The 17,584-nt window shown below is 70.5% G+C and carries 18 protein-coding genes; 15 read left to right on the top strand and 3 right to left on the bottom strand.

Features of this window, described 5'->3' with window-relative positions; all coding sequences use genetic code 11:
* The first annotated feature begins 40 nt into the window (after positions 1-40).
* The 9 genes from OG302_RS06890 (at position 41) to OG302_RS06850 (ending at position 7,213) form a co-directional block, all read left to right on the top strand.
* On the top strand, positions 41-1,915 hold the full coding sequence (locus OG302_RS06890; protein ID WP_371750037.1) for an ABC transporter ATP-binding protein: 1,875 nt from the start codon (positions 41-43) through the stop codon (positions 1,913-1,915).
* A 472-nt stretch (positions 1,916-2,387) separates the two neighbouring features.
* On the top strand, positions 2,388-3,173 hold the full coding sequence (locus OG302_RS06885; RefSeq protein WP_371525919.1) for a basic amino acid ABC transporter substrate-binding protein: 786 nt from the start codon (positions 2,388-2,390) through the stop codon (positions 3,171-3,173).
* A 41-nt stretch (positions 3,174-3,214) separates the two neighbouring features.
* A complete protein-coding gene (locus OG302_RS06880; RefSeq protein ID WP_371525918.1) occupies positions 3,215-4,000 on the top strand; it encodes an amino acid ABC transporter permease in 786 nt (261 codons plus the stop codon).
* 11 nt (positions 4,001-4,011) lie between these two features.
* Complete coding sequence (locus OG302_RS06875) at positions 4,012-4,839, top strand: amino acid ABC transporter ATP-binding protein (protein ID WP_371750036.1); 828 nt, start codon at positions 4,012-4,014, stop codon at positions 4,837-4,839.
* 104 nt (positions 4,840-4,943) lie between these two features.
* Positions 4,944-5,393, top strand: a complete 450-nt coding sequence (gene panD / locus OG302_RS06870) for an aspartate 1-decarboxylase (protein WP_371525917.1) — start codon at positions 4,944-4,946, stop codon at positions 5,391-5,393.
* Positions 5,390-5,737 carry a GNAT family N-acetyltransferase gene (locus tag OG302_RS06865; RefSeq protein ID WP_371525916.1) on the top strand — a complete coding sequence of 116 codons (348 nt, stop codon included), beginning with the start codon at positions 5,390-5,392 and terminating at the stop codon, positions 5,735-5,737. Before panD ends, OG302_RS06865 begins: the two co-directional genes overlap by 4 nt.
* Complete coding sequence (locus OG302_RS06860) at positions 5,731-6,390, top strand: aspartate/glutamate racemase family protein (RefSeq protein WP_371525915.1); 660 nt, start codon at positions 5,731-5,733, stop codon at positions 6,388-6,390. Before OG302_RS06865 ends, OG302_RS06860 begins: the two co-directional genes overlap by 7 nt.
* Before the next feature lie 65 nt (positions 6,391-6,455).
* The gene (locus tag OG302_RS06855; RefSeq protein ID WP_371525914.1) at positions 6,456-6,902 is read left to right on the top strand and encodes a nitroreductase family deazaflavin-dependent oxidoreductase; all 447 of its coding nucleotides are present in this window, start codon (positions 6,456-6,458) and stop codon (positions 6,900-6,902) included.
* Between the two features lie 116 nt (positions 6,903-7,018).
* Positions 7,019-7,213 (top strand): hypothetical protein, encoded by a 195-nt coding sequence (locus tag OG302_RS06850; RefSeq protein ID WP_361831681.1) that lies wholly within the window; start codon positions 7,019-7,021, stop codon positions 7,211-7,213.
* A gap of 64 nt (positions 7,214-7,277) precedes the next feature.
* On the opposite strand, the gene gndA is transcribed toward OG302_RS06850, so the two are convergent.
* Positions 7,278-8,720: an NADP-dependent phosphogluconate dehydrogenase gene (gene gndA, locus OG302_RS06845; protein WP_371525913.1), complete on the bottom strand. Its 1,443-nt coding sequence runs from the start codon at positions 8,718-8,720 to the stop codon at positions 7,278-7,280.
* Positions 8,721-8,819: 99 nt separating this feature from the next.
* Here gndA and OG302_RS06840 point away from each other — a divergent pair, with 99 nt between their 5' ends.
* Together OG302_RS06840 and OG302_RS06835 are read left to right on the top strand one after the other, a co-directional pair.
* Positions 8,820-9,791, top strand: coding sequence for an acetylxylan esterase (locus OG302_RS06840; protein ID WP_371525912.1), 972 nt, complete (start codon positions 8,820-8,822; stop codon positions 9,789-9,791).
* Positions 9,792-9,906: 115 nt separating this feature from the next.
* The gene (locus tag OG302_RS06835) at positions 9,907-11,112 is read left to right on the top strand and encodes a transglycosylase family protein (protein ID WP_371525911.1); all 1,206 of its coding nucleotides are present in this window, start codon (positions 9,907-9,909) and stop codon (positions 11,110-11,112) included.
* 69 nt (positions 11,113-11,181) lie between these two features.
* Here OG302_RS06835 and OG302_RS06830 read toward each other — a convergent pair whose 3' ends face one another.
* Positions 11,182-12,210, bottom strand: coding sequence for a DMT family transporter (locus tag OG302_RS06830; protein WP_371525910.1), 1,029 nt, complete (start codon positions 12,208-12,210; stop codon positions 11,182-11,184).
* 423 nt (positions 12,211-12,633) lie between these two features.
* Here OG302_RS06830 and OG302_RS06825 point away from each other — a divergent pair, with 423 nt between their 5' ends.
* The 4 genes from OG302_RS06825 to glgC are packed head-to-tail and all read left to right on the top strand — an operon-like array spanning position 12,634 to position 16,584.
* Positions 12,634-13,371 (top strand): class I SAM-dependent methyltransferase, encoded by a 738-nt coding sequence (locus OG302_RS06825; protein ID WP_371525909.1) that lies wholly within the window; start codon positions 12,634-12,636, stop codon positions 13,369-13,371.
* An 11-nt stretch (positions 13,372-13,382) separates the two neighbouring features.
* Entirely contained in the window at positions 13,383-14,123 is a 741-nt protein-coding gene (locus OG302_RS06820; protein ID WP_371525908.1) for a (2Fe-2S)-binding protein, read from the top strand.
* Between the two features lie 51 nt (positions 14,124-14,174).
* Entirely contained in the window at positions 14,175-15,341 is a 1,167-nt protein-coding gene (glgA, locus tag OG302_RS06815; protein ID WP_371525907.1) for a glycogen synthase, read from the top strand.
* A gap of 22 nt (positions 15,342-15,363) precedes the next feature.
* The gene (glgC, locus tag OG302_RS06810; RefSeq protein WP_371525906.1) at positions 15,364-16,584 is read left to right on the top strand and encodes a glucose-1-phosphate adenylyltransferase; all 1,221 of its coding nucleotides are present in this window, start codon (positions 15,364-15,366) and stop codon (positions 16,582-16,584) included.
* Here the strand turns inward: glgC and OG302_RS06805 are convergent, their stop codons facing one another.
* Entirely contained in the window at positions 16,585-17,574 is a 990-nt protein-coding gene (locus tag OG302_RS06805; protein ID WP_371750035.1) for an ABC transporter permease, read from the bottom strand. It abuts the gene before it with no gap.
* Positions 17,575-17,584: the final 10 nt, after the last annotated feature.

Here is a 17,584-nt window from a genome sequence, read left to right as displayed (position 1 = left end):
ACCTCAAGGAAGCTTGAGGTTCTACGTTCTCCTCATGAGCATGGAAACGACAGCCTGGACCCAGCTGCAGAGCGTGATGCGCGCCGAGCAGGACAGCCGTCCCTTCGCCCGCGCCACCTTGCGCCGCATCGGGGCCTTCGCCCGCCCGCACAAGCGCCGCATCGTCTACTTCGTTCTCCTGAGCATCGTCACCGCGCTGCTCGCCGTGGCGACCCCCGTCCTCGCGGGCAGCGTCGTGGACGTGATCGTCAAGGACGGCGACTCCTCGCTCGTCGTCCGGTACGCCCTGCTCATCGCCGTGATCGCCGTCGCTGAGGCCGGCTTCGGACTGCTCGGCCGCTGGCTGTCGGCGAACCTGGGGGAGGGGCTCATCCTCGACCTGCGGACGGCTGTCTTCGACCACGTACAGCGCATGCCCGTCGCCTTCTTCACCCGCACCCGCACCGGTGCGCTCGTCAGCCGCCTCAACAACGACGTGATCGGCGCCCAGCGCGCGTTCAGCAACACGCTCTCCGGCGTCGTCGCCAACGTGGTCACGCTGCTCCTGACGCTGGCCGTGATGCTGAAGCTCTCCTGGCAGATCACGCTCCTTGCGCTGGTCCTGCTCCCCGTCTTCGTCGTGCCCGCCCGGCGCATGGGCTCCCGGATGGCGAAACTCCAGCGCGAGGCCGCACACCACAACGCGGCGATGGGCACGCGCATGACCGAGCGCTTCTCCGCTCCGGGCGCCACGCTCATCAAGCTCTTCGGCCGTCCGGGCGCCGAGTCGGAGGAGTTCGCCACGCGGGCCCGGCGGGTGCGGGACATCGGTGTCCGTACGGCCATGGCGCAGTCCACGTTCATCACCGCGCTCACCCTGGTCTCGGCCCTCGCCCTGGCCCTCGTCTACGGCCTCGGCGGCTACTTCGCCCTGGACGGCACCCTGGAAGCGGGCGCGATCGTCTCCCTCGCCCTGCTCCTGACCCGCCTCTACGCACCGCTGACGTCCCTGGCGGGAGCCCGGGTCGAGGTCATGAGCGCACTCGTCAGCTTCGAGCGGGTCTTCGAGATCCTCGACCTGAAGCCGCTGATCGACGAGAAGCCGGACGCGCGGGAGGTCCCCTCGGGCCCGGTGGCGGTGGAGTTCGACGACGTCCGCTTCGGCTACCCGTCCGCCGAGAAGGTCTCCCTGGCCTCCCTCGAAGAGGTCGCGTCCCTCGACACCCGGGGCGGCGAAGAGGTCCTGCACGGCCTCTCCTTCCGCGCGGAGCCCGGCCAGACGATCGCACTCGTCGGCTCCTCCGGGGCAGGCAAGTCGACGATCGCGCAACTGCTGCCGCGTCTGTACGACACGGACTCCGGAACCGTACGCATCGGCGGGGTGGACGTCCGCGACCTCTCCGCGGCATCCATGCGCCGGACCCTCGGCATGGTCACCCAGGACGGCCACCTCTTCCACGAGTCGGTCCGCGCCAACCTGCTGCTCGCCCGCCCCGAGGCCACCGAGGACGACCTGTGGGACGTCCTGCGCAGGGCCCGCCTCGAAGACCTCGTACGCTCCCTGCCCGACGGCCTGGACACCGTGGTCGGCGAGCGCGGCTACCGCCTCTCCGGCGGCGAGCGCCAACGCATGACGATCGCCCGCCTGCTCCTGGCCCAGCAACGGGTGGTCATCCTCGACGAGGCCACGGCGCACCTCGACAACACCTCCGAGGCGGCGGTCCAAGAGGCCCTCGCGGAGGCCCTGGAAGGCCGCACGGCGATCGTCATCGCCCACCGCCTCTCGACGGTGCGGTCCGCCGACCAGATCCTGGTCGTGGAGGCGGGCCGGATCGTGGAACGGGGAACCCACGAGGAACTGCTGGGGACGGGGGGCCGGTACGCGGAGCTCTACCGGACGCAATTCGCCAACAAGGCGGAGAAGGCGGCGGCATGACGCCTGCCGGGAGCAGGCCGAGGCCCTGGTGGCGGTCGGTGCCGCGTGACTGGGCACCGGCTCCGGGTCATCGACGCGGGCGGGAAGAGGTGGGCCTCACCATGATCCTCGAAGACCGGGACGGAGGGACTGACGCGCACCACCACGCCGAGGTCCCCCTGCAAGCCGCAACGGGCATCCGGCTGGATTCTGTGAGGCGAGCCGCGGGCTCTCCGCCCCGGAGGTCACCGGCTGGAGGGTGAAGACCAAGAGCAAGCACCCGCTCACACAGGGAAGTTGACGCAGTGGAGATCGAGTGTGTTACTCATACGCAACCCTGAGGGCAGGACAAGAGCCCTGGCCGGTGGCAGGATGCACCGCAGCTTGCGCAGCACACAGCGCTGTTGATCTCGCTCGCGCCCTGGTTCGAGCCTGCCCTGGAGGTCCTGTGTCCGCTCGTCCCCCGAAGTCCGTTCGTTCCCCGGTGGCTGTCATGGCCCTGACGGTAGCCGCCGGCCTGCTGGCGGCGGGCTGCACCAGCACCAAGTCCGACAGCGACAGCGACAAGGGCGGCTCGGGGATCAAGCTCGTCTCGTCCGGCACGCTCAAGACCTGCACGCATCTGCCCTATCCGCCGTTCCAGTCGAAGAAGGACGGCAAGATCGTCGGCTTCGACGTTGATCTGGTCGACCTGATCGCCAAGGAACTGGGGGTGAAGCAGGAGATCGTCAACACGCCCTTCGAGGGCATCGAGACCGGCCAGGACTTCAACATCCGCAAGTGCGATCTGGCCGCCGCGGGCATGACGATCACCAAGGAACGCGACAAGGTCATGGACTTCTCGGACCCCTACTTCAACGCCACGCAGGCGCTGATCACCAAGAAGGGCGAGCCCTACAAGACCTTCGATGACCTCAAGGGCAAGAAGCTCGGCTACCAGAAGGCAACCACCGGCGGCATCTACGCCAAGAAGGAGAGCGAGGGCCTCGACATCGAACTCGTGGAGTACGAGGACGTCGGGCTGCTGCTCACCGCCGTCAAGGCAGGCAAGGTCGATGCGGGCATCAACGACAACGGCGTGCTCTTCGAGTACGTCAAGGAGAACCCGGACACCGAGGTGACCGCGGAGTTCGACACCGGCGAGGAGTACGGAATCGGCTTCCGTACGGGCAATGACGCGCTGCGCGCCAAGGCCAACAAGGTCCTCAAGGACGCGCGGGCCGACGGCAGTTACGACAAGATCTACAAGAAGTGGTTCGGCACCACTCCGCAGAGCTGACCTCGAGCACTCAAACGGCTGACCAGAGGAGTTCTGCACGTATGACCATGTCCCGACGGCAGCGGGCACGGCTGTTCCGCGGCGTCCAGTACGCCGTGCTGATCATCGCCATAGCCGTGTTCGCCCTGGTGGCCGACTGGGGGACACTGCGCCAGGCGTTCTTCGACGTGGAGATCGCCAAGGCGATGTTCCCCGAGGTGATCACCACCGCGCTGGTCAACACCGCCTACTACACGCTGCTCGGCTTCGGCTTCGGCCTGGGGCTCGGCATCGTGCTTGCGCTGATGCGGCTGTCCACGGTGGCTCCGTACCGCTGGATCGCGATCGCCTATATCGAGTTCTTCCGCGGCATCCCCTCCCTGCTGGTGTTCATCGCGCTCGGCTTCGGTGTGCCGCTGGCCTTCGAGGTCGCGCTCGACATGGACATCACGGTGATGCTGTCGCTGGGCCTGGTGGGCGCCGCCTACATGGCCGAGACGATCCGCGCGGGCATTCTGGCGGTGCCCAAGGGGCAGACGGAGGCGGCCCGTTCGCTGGGCATGTCATCGGGGCGTGCGATGGTGTCGATCGTGATGCCGCAGGCGTTCCGGATCGTGCTGCCGCCGCTGACCAACGAGCTGATCCTGCTCACCAAGGACTCCTCCCTGGTGTATCTGCTCGGCCTCTCGCTCGGCCAGTTCGAGCTGGCCAACTTCGGCCGGGACGCGCTGAACGAGCACAAGAGCCTGACCCCGATCCTGATCGCCGGACTGCTGTATCTCGTCATCACCCTCCCGCTCGGCCATCTGGTGCGGCGGCTCGAGGCCCGTACGGCGAAAGCCAGGTGAGCACCGTGAAGTTGGACAAGGCGCCCGACGCGCCCGCACCCTCGGGCCAGGCGATCGAGGTGCGCGAGCTGCACAAGTCGTTCGGTGATCTGGAGGTGCTCAAGGGCATCGACTTCACGGTCGGGCGCGGTGACGTGGTCTGTGTCATCGGCCCTTCGGGCTCCGGCAAGTCGACCCTGCTGCGCTGTGTCAATCTCCTGGAAGAGCCCACGTCGGGCACGGTGACGGTGGCCGGCACGGAGGTCACCGACCCCGATGTGGACATCGATCGCGTACGCCGCCGGATCGGCATGGTCTTCCAGTCCTTCAACCTCTTCCCGCACCTCACGGCACTGGAGAACCTGACCATCGCGCAGCGCCGCGTGCTGCGGCGCGGCAAGGAGGAGGCGGAGCGCATCGCGCGGGCCAACCTCGCCCGGGTCGGCCTCGTCGACAAGGAGCAGTCCTATCCGGCGCAGCTCTCCGGCGGCCAGCAGCAGCGGGTCGCGATCGCCCGGGCGCTGTCCATGGACCCCGAGCTGATGCTCTTCGACGAGCCGACCTCCGCGCTCGATCCCGAACTGGTCGGAGACGTGCTCGCGGTGATGCGCTCGCTCGCCAAGGAGGGGATGACGATGCTGGTCGTCACCCATGAGATGAGCTTCGCGCGCGAGGTCGCCGACCGGGTGGTCTTCATGGACGACGGAGTGATCGTCGAGGAGGGTACGCCCGAACGAGTGGTGGGCGACCCCCAGCACGAGCGGACCCGGACGTTCCTGTCGCGCGTACTCGATCCTGCGGCGGCGGAGATCGGCGAGGTCCCGGACACGGGACCGCACGAGAAGCGGGCGGACCGCTGAGCGCACCTCGGAGTATCCCGGCGTACGGGCGTACGCCCATGTAGAGTGGATAACGCCCTTGACCTGCAATTACGCGGGCAGGGAGCCGACCCCAGGAGTTCAACATGCTGCGCACCATGTTCAAGTCCAAGATCCACCGCGCCACGGTGACCCAGGCGGACCTGCACTACGTGGGATCCGTCACCATCGACGCCGATCTCCTCGACGCCGCCGACCTGCTGCCCGGCGAGCTCGTGCACATCGTCGACATCACCAACGGCGCCCGCCTGGAGACGTACACCATCGAGGGCGAACGCGGCAGCGGCGTCATCGGCATCAACGGCGCGGCCGCGCACCTCGTGCACCCCGGCGATAAGGTGATCATCATCAGCTACGCCCAGGTCGACGACGCCGAGGCCCGCACCCTGCGGCCCAGGGTCGTGCACGTCGACGGCGTCGACGGCGCGGTCAACCGCATCGTGGCCCTCGGCGACGACGCGTCCGCGCCGGTGCCGGGCGCCGACGACATGGCGCGCAGCCCGCAGGCGGTGCACGACCTCCAGGAGAGCCGATGAGCAGTGGGATCGAGATCCGCGACGACCGGGCGCGCGGCGCCCTCGAAGCGCGCGCGGACGGTGAAGTCGTCGGCCAGATCGCCTACTTCACGCTGGACGCACCCGAGTCCGCCCTGGTGCCGGTGCACACCGAAGTGGTGCCCGCGCACGAGGGCGAGGGCATCGCGGGATCGCTGGCCAGGGAGCTGTACGCGATGGCCGCGCGGGAAGGCGTCGCCGTCGCGCCCCTGTGCCCGTACGTCGTGAAGTGGGCCGAGCGGCACCCCGACGAGGCGCCCGTGCCCTCGGGAGAGCTGGTCGCCGCCGCTCTGGACAAGGTGAAGTCGGACCCGGCCGCGTGGTGAGCCCGACGCTCGCCCTGCTGCACACCTCGCCCGTGCACGTCCCCGTCTTCGAGGGGCTGCGGGACCAGGACCATCCGGGGTTCGCCCTGCGGCACCTCGTCCACGAGGACCTGCTGGCGCGGGCCCGTGCCGAGGGGCCGGACGCGGTGGCCGACGACATCCAGGAGCTGCTGGAGCAGGCCGTCGCCGAGGGGGCGAGCGCCGTGCTCTGCACCTGCTCGACGATCGGCGCCGTCACCGAGGCCCGCGCCGCCGCCGTGGGCGTCCCCGTCGTGCGGGTCGACCGGCCCATGGCGGCCGCCGCCGTGGCGGCGGGGCGGGCCGTCGCCGTCGTCGCCACCCTGGAGAGCACCCTGGGTCCGACCCGCGCCCTCGTCGAGGAGGAGGCCGCCCGCGCCGGACGGCCCGTAGAGGTCACGACGGTCCTGGTGGACGGCGCCTGGGAGCGGTTCGAGGCCGGTGACGGAGAAGGCCACGTACGTCTGATCGCGGAGGCCGTCGACGCCCTGGAAGGCGTCGACTCCGTCGTCCTCGCCCAGGCGTCCATGGCGGACGCGGCGGACCGCGCCACCCTCCCCGTGCCGGTCATCGCCAGCCCGCGCCCCGGTCTGCGTGCGGCCGTTCTCCGATGCGGCGTGGGCGGCAAGTCGTAGGCTGATCGCGGGGGTTGAGTCGCCGCTCGGCTCCCGCGTACCCCTTCGACCTCACAGGAGCGGACATGGCGCAGCAGGACGAAGAGGTCATCGTCAGCCCCACCGGCTGGGTGGCCGAACAAGCCCGTGTCTACGAGGAGTCCGGCGGCACGGAGGGCCACGAGACCCGGGGTGTCACCTGCCTGCTGCTCGACTACCGCGGACGGCGCACCGGGCAGTGGCGCCGAACCGTACTGATCTACGGCCGCGATGGCGACGACTACCTCGTCGTGGCCTCGAACGGCGGCAACGACGAGCACCCCTTGTGGTACCGCAATCTCGTCGACGAGCCCGACGTACGGCTCCGTGTGGGCACCGAGGAGCGGTTCGCCGCCCGCGCCGAGACCCTTTCGGCCGAGGAGAAGGCCAGGGTCTGGCCGGGTCTGGTCGGGCTGTTCGCCCCCTACGCGGACTATCAGGCCAAGACCGATCGCGACATCCCCGTCGTGCGCCTCAGCCGTACCGGGAACTGATCGGACGGCACTCGGAACTGATCGGACGGCACGAGGACGCGTGGACTCGGCAGGCGTGGGCACGCGAGGCGGGAGAGAGTGGTCACGACCCCTCTCCGACCTCGATGGAGGAGACCATGACCGTCCCGTTCCCCGACCCCATGCCGCCGAGCCCGATCCCCGACCCGAACGCACCGAACCCCGTTCCGGACCCCGATCGGCCCACGCCCGGCCCGGGCCCCGGCCCCGTGCCCCGGCCCACGCCGGGCCCGCCGCCGACCCCGCTCCCGCCGCCGGGACCGGAGCCCGAGACCGAGCCGAAGCCGGTCTGACGGCGGACGGGGAGGCCTGGGGCCCGACGGCGGCCCCCAGGGCCCCTCTCGTCCGGATCAGGCCCTAGGCCTGGACCTCTGAGCGGTCCCCGCCCCACAACGTGTGGAACGACCCCTCGCGGTCCGTACGCCGGTAGGTGTGCGCCCCGAAGAAGTCCCGCTGCCCCTGCGTGAGCGCGGCAGGCAGGCGTTCCGCACGCAGCGCGTCGTAGTACGCGAGGGCCGCCGAGAAGCCCGGCGTGGGGACACCCTGCCGGGTGGCCGCGACCAGGACCGCGCGCCAGTCGTCCTGGGCCGCACCGATCTCCTGCGCGAACGTCTTGTCCGAGAGCAGGCTCGGCAGATCCGCGCGCGCGTCGTACGCGGCGCGGATGCGGTCCAGGAAGGCGGCGCGGATGATGCAGCCGCCGCGCCAGATGGCGGCGACCGCGCCCAGGTCGATGTCCCAGCCGTACTCCTCGCTGCCCGCGGCCACCTCGTGGAAGCCCTGCGTGTACGACACGATCTTCGAGGCGTACAGCGCCTGCTCGACCTGGTCGGCGAACGCCGCGGCCTCCGCCTCGTCCAGCGCCCGTGCCGTCGGCCCCGCCAACTCCTTCGACGCCGCCCGCAGTTCGGAGTGGCCAGAGAGGGACCGGGCGAACACCGCCTCCGCGATGCCCGACACCGGGACGCCCAGGTCGAGGGCGATCTGCACGGTCCAGCGGCCGGTGCCCTTCTGCTCGGCCCGGTCCTCGACCACGTCCACGAACGGCTTGCCCGTCGCGGGGTCCACGTGCTTCAGGACCTCCGCCGTGATCTCGATCAGGTAGGAGTCGAGGCGGCCGGTGTTCCAGGTGCGGAAGATGTCCGCGATCTGCGCGGGGGAGTAGCCCGCCACATCACGAAGCAGCTGGTACGCCTCCGCGATCAGCTGCATGTCCGCGTACTCGATGCCGTTGTGCACCATCTTCACGAAGTGCCCCGCGCCGTCCGGGCCGACGTGCGTGACGCAAGGCGATCCGTCCTCGGCCTTCGCCGAGATCTTCTCCAGCATCGGGCCGAGCGAGGCGTACGACTCCTGCGATCCGCCCGGCATGATGCTCGGGCCGAGCAGCGCGCCCTCCTCGCCGCCGGACACGCCCGTGCCGACGAAGTGGATGTCCTGCTCGCGCAGTTCACGCTCGCGGCGCCGGGTGTCCGCGAAGTGCGCGTTGCCGCCGTCGACGATCATGTCGCCCGGTTCCAGGAGCGGGGCGAACTCCCGGATGACGGCGTCCGTGGGCTCGCCCGCCTTCACCATGATGACGAGGCGGCGCGGGCGCTCGAGCGCCGCGACGAACTCCTTGGCGGTCTCGGTGGCGATGAACTCGCCCTCGTGGCCGAACTCCTCGACCAGCGCCTGTGTCTTGGCCGCCGTACGGTTGTGCAGGGCGACGGTGTAGCCGTTGCGTGCGAAGTTGCGGGCCAGATTGCGCCCCATGACCGCGAGGCCCGTGACTCCGATCTGGGCTGACGTGCTGCTCATGCCGTGACTCCTGGAAGTGGAAGTGCCGGTGATGTTCGCCAGTATTGCCCCGCGGCGTAGCGTGACATTCCGACACTGTGTCCGACGAAGGAGCCGCCCGTGCCCCATTTCGACATGCCGCTCGACGAACTGCGCCGCTACCGGCCCGAGGTGACCGAGCCCGAGGACTTCGACGCGTTCTGGGAGAAGACCCTTTCGGCCGCACGCGAGCATGACCTGGACCCCCGCTTCGTCCCCGTCGACGCGCACCTGAGCACGGTCGACGTCTTCGACGTGACGTTCGCGGGATTCGGCGGTCACCCCGTCAAGGGCTGGCTGATACTGCCCGCGGGGACGACCGAGCCGCTGCCCACCGTCGTCGAGTACATCGGGTACGGCGGCGGCCGAGGCCTCCCGCACGAGCGGCTGCTGTGGTCGGCGGCGGGCTTCGCGCACTTCGTGATGGACACCCGGGGGCAGGGCAGCGGCGGTTCGCCGGGCGACACCCCCGACCCGGTCGGCAGCGGTCCCGCCTACCCCGGCTACATGACGCGCGGCATCGAGGACCCCCACGAGTACTACTACCGGCGCGTCTTCACCGACGGTGTACGGGCGGTCGAGGCGGCCCGCTCGCATCCGCTGGTCGACTCCTCGCGGGTCGCCGCGGTCGGCGGCAGCCAGGGCGGCGGGATCACACTCGCCGTCGGCGGACTCGTCCCCGACCTGGCGGCGATCGCGGCCGACGTGCCGTTCCTCTGCGACTTCCCGAGGGCCACGACCCTCACCGACCGGCCGCCGTACCGGGAGATCGCGCTCTACATGAAGGCGAAGCGCGGCGTCGAGGAGCGCGTCTTCCGTACGCTCTCCTACTTCGACGGCGTGCACTTCGCGGCGCGGGGCACGGCGCCCGCGCTCTTCTCGGCGGCGCTCGAGGACATGACGTGCCCGCCGTCCACCGTGTTCGCCGCGCACAACGCCTACACGGGCGCGGAACGTTCGATGGAGGTGTACTCCTTCAACGATCACGAGGGCGGTGGCCCCTACCAGCAGAGCGTCCAACTCCGGTGGCTCCCGGAGCACTTGAAGGGCTGACCCGTGGTGCGCCCCCTCGGTCGCGCGCCCTTGTCACGGTTGGGTCGGACCGGCTAACTTGCCGCCTTGTCGTGTGTCCGACGTGACTGTGATGTGTGTGACCGAGGGAGCTCTCATGGCCGTACGCGGTCGGCACCGCCGGTATCAGCCGAACAGGATCAACCGAGCCTCGCTGACCGTCACGGCGGGTGGCGCCGGGATGGCGCTGCCGCTGATCGGCACGGGTACGGCGGAGGCGGCCGACGTCGACACCTGGAACAAGGTCGCGGCGTGCGAGTCCACCAGCAACTGGAGCATCAACACCGGCAACGGCTTCTACGGAGGCCTGCAGTTCACGCAGTCCACCTGGGAAGCGTACGGCGGCACGGCCTACGCCCCGCGCGCCGACCGCGCGACCAAGGACCAGCAGATAGCCGTCGCCGAGAAGGTCCTCAAGGCGCAGGGCCCGCGGGCCTGGCCGGTCTGCTCGGAGCGCGCGGGCCTGACGCGGGGCGGCGACGCACCCGACGTCACGCCGGTGAGCGCGCCCAAGAAGGCCGCGCCGAAGGCCCCCCAGCGCCAGGTCAAGGACGTCAAGCCGGAAGTGACCCCGCAGTCCGCCGCGGGCCGCGGCCAGATGTACACGGTCGTCCGCGGCGACACGCTCTCCCAGATCGCCGACGAACGCCGGGTCCGCGGCGGCTGGCAGCAGTTGTACGAGGCCAACCGCACGACCATCGGCGGTGACCCCGACCTGATCACGCCGGGCCAGCGGCTCGCGCTGCAGGCCTCGCAGAAGCGGGCGGCCGCCGGGAAGCCGAAGCCGCTCACGGAGCCGAAGCAGCGGGCCGAACCGAAGGCAGCGCCGAAGCCGAAGGCCGAGCCCAAGGCCCAGCCCAAGGCCGAGCCGAAGAAGGCGAAGCCCGCCCAGGCCTCGCGGGGCATGTCCGCACCCGTGGCCGCCTCACCGAGCACGCCGTACCGTGCCGCGGGCGGCTCCTGGTCGAAGGGCTATCACACGGGCGTCGACTTCCCCGTGGCCACCGGCACGTCCGTGAAGGCCGTCACCGCGGGCACGGTCGTCTCGGCGGGCTGGGGCGGCTCGTACGGCTACGAAGTGGTGATCCGGCACGCCGACGGCAAGTACTCCCAGTACGGCCACCTCTCGGCGCTCACCGTGAAGGCGGGGCAGAAGGTCGGCGCGGGGCAGCGCATCGCGCGCTCGGGGTCCACGGGCAACAGCACGGGCCCGCATCTGCACTTCGAGATCCGCACGGGGCCAGGCTTCGGCTCCGACGTCGACCCGCTCGCGTATCTGCGGGCCGGCGGCGTCCGGATCTGACACACGCAAGCCCCTGAGAAACGCATCCTCAGGGGCTTCAGGACGTGCTGCGACCTCGGGCCAAGGCCCTCAGGAGCCGATGCGCTCGCGTCCGTGGCCGTGACGGAACAACACCCGGCGGTGCGGGTGCGGATGCGGGTGTGCGTCCAGGCCGGCCACGGTCTGCGAGGGCACCGCGGGCAGCTCGTGCGTCCGCGCCTCGGAGGCCGTGGCATCGGCCGGCACCGGACCGCCCTTGGCCACCGGCACCGTCGCCGGAACACCCTGCGCGCCGATCCGCTCCGTGGTCAGCAGGATCAGACCGCCCGCCGCGACGACCCCGAAACCGAGGGCGACGATCGTGCCCGCCGTTCCGTAGCGGAACGATTCGCCGAAGAGCGTGAGGCCCACCGCGGCCGCGACGACCGGGTTGATGACGGTCACCGTCGAGAGCGGCGCCGCGAGGCCCGCGCCCCGGTAGGAGGCCTGCGAGATCAGTACACCGGCGCCGGCCAGGACGGCGATCACGGCGAGGCTCGGCACCTGCCGCGTCAGCGACACGTGCGCGTCCAGGTCCACCGCCACCGTCTTGGTGAACACCGAGGCGATGCCGAAGGCGACGCCCGCCGCACTGGCGAGCAGTACGCTGCGCACCACCGGATGGCGGTGCACCGCGTGCGCCACGACCATGAGCGCCACCACGGCGCCCGCCGTCACCAGCGCCACCATGACCCGCTCGGCGTCGTCCAGGGACTGCGCGTCCGCCGACTGCGTCAGCGAGAGCAGCCCGGCGAGGCCCACGGTCGCCATGATCGCGCCGCGCCACGCGGTGGCCCCTGCCTTGCGGCGCACGAAGAGGGCGGCCATCGGCAGGGCGAAGACGATGGTCAGGGCGCCGAGGGGCTGCACCAGGCTCAGCGGCCCGTACGCGAGCGCCACGACGTGCAGGAGCGCACCGAGGCCGTTCAGCGCGATGGCGAGCCACCAGATGCCGCGGCGCATCGGGGCGTACCGCCGCTCCGGCGTGCTCACGGCGACGCGCTCCTGCAGAATGGCCCCGCCCGCGTAGGCCACGGCCGAGACGAGGGAGAGCAGCACGGCGAGCGTGAGGGCACTCATGAGGTGCTCCACGGCTTGCGTTGCGCCCCCTGGCGGGCCCGGGGCGTCCGGCGCGGCGAACGGTCGGCTTCCATAGTCACTACGATCTCGCGAATTTCGCTCCGCGTCGTCGTACCTCAGCAGGCATTGGGTCCTACTGCCGATGGAGTACGACCGGGAAGATGTCCTCCCCCGGGTGGGTTACGCAGCGGTTCGGCAGATCATCCAGAATCTCGAAAATTCTTGCGAGAGCGCACTCCGGAACACCCCCGTACAGGCCCCTGGGCGCGCCCTGGACGCACCGGACCGCCTCGTGCGGGGTGCCGCCCCTCCGTGCCGCTCCCACCCCCTCGAACGAGCGTCCACGGGCTTGCGCTCACACGGCCTGACCTGGGCTTTCATGGCGCCCAACCGTATTCTTGACCCTTGTGGAAAGGGGTCCGGATGCACCGGAACATACGCAGTGTCGATGACGTCCTGAAGCTCATGGACGGCCTGTTCGCGCCGGAGGCCGACCGGTGGACCGCCGACGCGGCGAGCTGGTGGGACGGCTTCTACACCGACCGGTCGAGGCCGGTGCCCTTCTTCGTGGAGAAACCGGACGAGAACCTGGCCTCGTACGTCGAGCGAGGCCTCGTCACGCCGGGCCGCGCCCTCGATCTGGGCTGCGGCCCCGGACGCAACTCCCTGTATCTGGCGTCCCTGGGGTTCCAGGTGGACGCCGTCGACCTCTCCCCGGCAGCCGTCGCCTGGGCCGAGGAGCGGGCCCGCGAGGCCGGGGCGGACATCAGCTTCCGCCGCGGCGACGCCTTCGCGCTCACGGAGGCCGAACTGGGCGGCCCGTACGACCTGATCCACGACTCGGGCTGCTTCCACCACCTGCCGCCCCACCGCCGCGTCAGCTACCTCGCCCTGCTCGACCGCGCCCTCGCCCCCGGCGGCCACCTCGCGCTCACCAGCTTCGCCGCCGGAGACGCGGGCTCCGGTTCCGAGCTGCCCGACGCGGACCTCTACGGCGCGTCCGGGCTCCAGGGCGGCCTCGCCTACACACCGGAGTCCCTGCGCTGGATCTTCTCCGACCTCACGGAGGTCGAACTGCGCCGCATGCGCGACGAACCGGCCGACTCCCCGTACTTCGGCGAGTCCTTCCTGTGGACGGCCCTGTTCCGCAGGGACGCCTAGGCTCTCCTGTCGTGACAGTCCCTCTCGACCTGACAGAAGTCGGCTCCGTCGGCGGATTCTTCGCCCTGCGCACGGGGGCACCGCCCGACGGCGCCCACGTGACGTCCCTGGCACGGCTGTACGCGGGGGACGACGGGCCCCTCGCGTTCCGCGTCGACAAGGTCGCCGCCCGGCTCGGGGCACCCGACGCGCGCGTCGCGGTCTCCGTGGCACAGCTGGGGCTCGCGGCACGGCTGTGGTCCGTGGCGCTCGGCTCGGCCGCGCTGCACGGCGAGCTGCCCGACCTCGACCCGGGGCTGCTGCACTGGGACGCGGACGGCGGCTCGCCCGACGACCTGTGGCTCACGGACGTGCGGACACGGCCCGGCGACGCCGCGAGCATCCGGGACGCCGTACAGCACGGCCATCTGGCGCCCCTGGCCGACGCGTTGCGCACGCGGTACCGGATCTCCGCACCCCTGCTGTGGGGCAACGCGGGCTCCGCGCTCGCCGGAGCGGCCCGCGAACTGGACACCTGGGCGCGCCGCACGGGACGTACCGACGTGGGGGAGCGCGCACGGGTGCTGGCAGCCGAACTCTTCGACCACCCCGACCTGCGCGGCACCGGAACTCTGCGCGGCAGCGCGTTCCGCCGCCGCAGCTGCTGCCTCTACTACCGCTGCCCGGGCGGCGGCCTGTGCGGCGACTGCTGCTTCGACCGGCCGCCCCAGAGGTCGGTGCGGGCCTCTTCCCCACCGGGCGCTTCTGGGTGACCATGAGGGGGCGGGCGACCGACGGCTGGGACGGACGGACGGAGGTTCTGCGTGCGAGTGGGACTGCTCACCCGGGAATATCCACCAGATGTGTACGGCGGAGCCGGAGTCCATGTCGAGTTCCTCGCACGGGAGTTAGAGGCCCTCGTCGACGTGGACGTGCACTGCTGGGGGAACGGCGGGTCCGTCGGCGGACCCATGCGCCACCAGGCCTGGAGCTCCCTGGAGGGCGCCAACGACGCCCTGCGCACCTTCTCCGTGGACCTGTCCATGGCGGCGGCCCTCACGGGGTGCGACCTGGTCCACTCCCACACCTGGTACGCCAACCTCGCGGGCCACTTCGGCAAACTCCTGCACGGCATCCCGCACGTCATGACCTCGCACTCCCTGGAGCCGCTGCGCCCCTGGAAGGCTGAGCAACTGGGCGGCGGATACGCCCTGTCCAGCTGGGCCGAGCGCACCGCCGCCGAGGCCGCGGACGCCGTGATCGCCGTCTCGCACGGCATGCGGGACGACATCCTCGGCTGCTATCCCGCCATCGACCCGGCGAAGGTGCACGTCGTGCACAACGGCATCGACACCGGCCTGTACCGCCCCGACCCCGGCACGGACGTCCTCGAACACCTGGGGATCGACCCCGGGCGGCCCTACGTCCTGTTCGTCGGACGCATCACCCGGCAGAAGGGCGTACCCCACCTGCTGCGCGCCGCGAAGGAGCTGGACCCCGCGACGCAGCTCGTGCTCTGCGCCGGAGCCCCCGACACCCCGCAGATCGACGCCGAGTTCCGCGTCCTCTTCGAGGAGCTGAGCCGCGTCCGCGGGGGAGTCCACTGGATCCCGGAGATGCTGCCACGCCCACAGATCATCCAACTCCTCACGCACGCCCAGGTGTTCGTCTGCCCTTCCGTGTACGAGCCGCTCGGCATCGTGAACCTGGAAGCGATGGCCTGCGGCACCGCGGTCGTGGCATCGGATGTCGGTGGCATCCCCGAGGTCGTCGCCGACGGAAGCACGGGACTCCTCGTCCCGTACGAGGAGAAGGAGCCGGCGGCCTTCGAGGCGCGGCTCGCAGAGACCCTGAACGAACTGGTCGCCGATCCGGGCGCCGCGACCCGCATGGGCGCGGTCGGACGTGACCGCGCCGTCAGGGAGTTCGGCTGGGACGCGGTCGCGCGACGCACGACCGGCGTGTACGAGGAGTTACTCGAGTCCAAGTGATCCCAGTTAAGGGGGCGGCGCGATGCGCGGTGGACCTTCGGTGCTCGGAATAGTCCTGGCGGGCGGTGAGGGGAAGCGCCTGCAGCCCCTCACGGCCGACCGGGCCAAACCAGCGGTCACGTTCGGCGGTACGTACCGCCTCGTCGACTTCGTGCTCTCCAATCTCGTCAACGGCGACATCCTGCGGATCTGCGTGCTGACCCAGTACAAGTCGCACTCCCTGGACCGGCACGTCACCACCACCTGGCGGATGTCGAGCCTCCTCGGCAACTACGTCACGCCGGTCCCGGCACAGCAACGCCTGGGCCCGCGCTGGTACTTGGGGAGCGCGGACGCGATCCTGCAGTCCCTCAACCTCGTCCACGACGAACAGCCCGACTACATCGCGGTGTTCGGCGCCGACCACGTCTACCGCATGGACCCCCGGCAGATGCTCAACCAGCACTTCGAGAGCGGCGCCGGAGTGACGGTGGCGGGCATCCGCGTGCCGCGCTCGGAGGCGTCGTCCTTCGGCATCATCACGCCCGCCCGGGACGGCCGGCGGGTCGACCGCTTCCTGGAGAAGCCCACCGACCCGCCCGGCCTGCCCGAGTCGCCGCACGAGGTGTTCGCCTCCATGGGCAACTACGTCTTCACCACCAAGACCCTCGTCGACGCGATCCAGCAGGACGCCGAGGACGACAACTCCAAGCACGACATGGGCGGTTCGATCCTGCCGATGCTCACCGAGCGCGGCCTTGCCCAGGTGTACGACTTCGACGACAACCACGTGCCGGGGGAGACCGCGCGCGATCACGGCTACTGGCGTGACGTCGGCACGCTCGACGCGTACTACGAAGCGCACATGGACCTGATCTCCGACCAGCCCGTGTTCAACCTGGACAACCGGCGCTGGCCCATCTACACCCACCCGGGCGGCTTGCCGCCCGCCAAGTTCTGCGCCGCCGGCATCGCCAGCGAGTCCATCGTCAGCCCCGGATGCGTCATCCGGGGACAGGTCACACGCTCCGTGCTCTCGCCCGGCGTGACGATAGAGGACGGGGCGGTCGTACAGGGTTCGGTGCTGCACGACAACGTCCGGGTGGGCAGGGGAGCGGTGGTGCGGGGCGCCGTGCTCGACAAGAACGTGGACGTCCCGCCCGGGGCGACGATCGGCGTCAACCCCGAGCGGGACGAAGAGCTCTACACGGTGTCGAAGGGGGGCGTGATCGCCCTGGGCAAGGGCCAGATCGTTCCCCTTTAGCTACAGCACCCGGCGCCTGCGGCCCAGCCAGGTCTGCGCGATCACGACGAGGGCCAGGAAGGCGCCGCTGACCACCTGTTGGTAGGCGGAGTCGAGCGAGCCGATCTGGTTGATGACGTTCTGGATGACCTTCAGGAGCAGCACGCCGACGAGCGAGCCGCTGATGAAGCCGAATCCGCCGGTCAGGAGCGTGCCGCCGATGACGACCGCCGAGATCGCCTCCAGTTCCATGCCCGAGCCGAGGATGGTGACGCCCGAGACCAGCCAGGCCGCGTTGAGCGCGCCCGCCAGGCCCGCGCAGAGCCCGGAGATGGTGTAGACGGTGACCTTGGTGCGGGCCACGGGGGCGCCCATCAGGGCCGCCGCGTCCTCGTTGCCGCCGACCGCGTACACGTACTGGCCGAAGCGGCTGCGGCGCAGGACCACGGCGCCGGCGACGAAGAGGACGAGCGTGATCCAGACCGGGGCGCCGATGCCGAAAACCTTCCCCTGGCCGAGTGTCGCGAAGAACGAGTCCTTGTCGACCAGATAGGTCTTCGACCCCTCGTCGGTGATGGACAGGAGGATGCCGCGGGCGCCCAGCATCGCGGCCAGCGTCACGATGAAGGGGGCCAGCCGGGAGCGGGCGATGAGGAGGCCGTTGACCAGGCCGATGAGTCCGCAGACCGCGAGCGGCAGGAGCAGCGCCACCGCCGTCCCGTACTGCGAGCCCCAGGCCGCGAGGACCCCGCCGAGTGCGAACAGCGAGCCGACGGAGAGGTCGATGCCGCCGGTGATGATCACGAAGGTCATGCCCAGGGCGACGACCGCGAGGAAGGCGGAGGAGACCGCCATGTTCTCCAGGTTGTCACCGGTCAGGAACGTGTCGAAGCTGGCCGACGCCGCGATGACGGCGACCACCAGGGTGACCAGGGCACCGTGCTGCTGGGCGAGTGCGCTGACGCGCTCGGAGCGGCTCGCGCCGGTGGGCTCGTCGTCGCTCGGCTTCATGGACTTGGCC

This window comes from Streptomyces sp. NBC_01283 (genome assembly GCF_041435335.1).
Taxonomy (GTDB): Bacteria; Actinomycetota; Actinomycetes; order Streptomycetales; family Streptomycetaceae; genus Streptomyces.
The sequence above is the reverse complement of the archived record's forward strand: the minus strand, read 5'-3'. Positions and strand labels throughout refer to the sequence as shown.

Bases quoted from the DNA above. Each gene is read 5' to 3' on its own strand.
- OG302_RS06890 (WP_371750037.1), top strand. From the start codon at position 41: ATGGAAACGACAGCCTGGACCCAGCTGCAGAGCGTGATGCGCGCCGAG.
- OG302_RS06885 (WP_371525919.1), top strand. From the start codon at position 2,388: ATGGCCCTGACGGTAGCCGCCGGCCTGCTGGCGGCGGGCTGCACCAGC.
- OG302_RS06880 (WP_371525918.1), top strand. From the start codon at position 3,215: ATGACCATGTCCCGACGGCAGCGGGCACGGCTGTTCCGCGGCGTCCAG.
- panD (WP_371525917.1), top strand. From the start codon at position 4,944: ATGCTGCGCACCATGTTCAAGTCCAAGATCCACCGCGCCACGGTGACC.
- OG302_RS06865 (WP_371525916.1), top strand. From the start codon at position 5,390: ATGAGCAGTGGGATCGAGATCCGCGACGACCGGGCGCGCGGCGCCCTC.
- OG302_RS06855 (WP_371525914.1), top strand. From the start codon at position 6,456: ATGGCGCAGCAGGACGAAGAGGTCATCGTCAGCCCCACCGGCTGGGTG.
- OG302_RS06850 (WP_361831681.1), top strand. From the start codon at position 7,019: ATGACCGTCCCGTTCCCCGACCCCATGCCGCCGAGCCCGATCCCCGAC.
- gndA (WP_371525913.1), bottom strand. From the start codon at position 8,720: ATGAGCAGCACGTCAGCCCAGATCGGAGTCACGGGCCTCGCGGTCATG.
- OG302_RS06835 (WP_371525911.1), top strand. From the start codon at position 9,907: ATGGCCGTACGCGGTCGGCACCGCCGGTATCAGCCGAACAGGATCAAC.
- OG302_RS06830 (WP_371525910.1), bottom strand. From the start codon at position 12,210: ATGAGTGCCCTCACGCTCGCCGTGCTGCTCTCCCTCGTCTCGGCCGTG.
- OG302_RS06825 (WP_371525909.1), top strand. From the start codon at position 12,634: ATGCACCGGAACATACGCAGTGTCGATGACGTCCTGAAGCTCATGGAC.
- glgC (WP_371525906.1), top strand. From the start codon at position 15,364: ATGCGCGGTGGACCTTCGGTGCTCGGAATAGTCCTGGCGGGCGGTGAG.
- OG302_RS06805 (WP_371750035.1), bottom strand. From the start codon at position 17,574: ATGAAGCCGAGCGACGACGAGCCCACCGGCGCGAGCCGCTCCGAGCGC.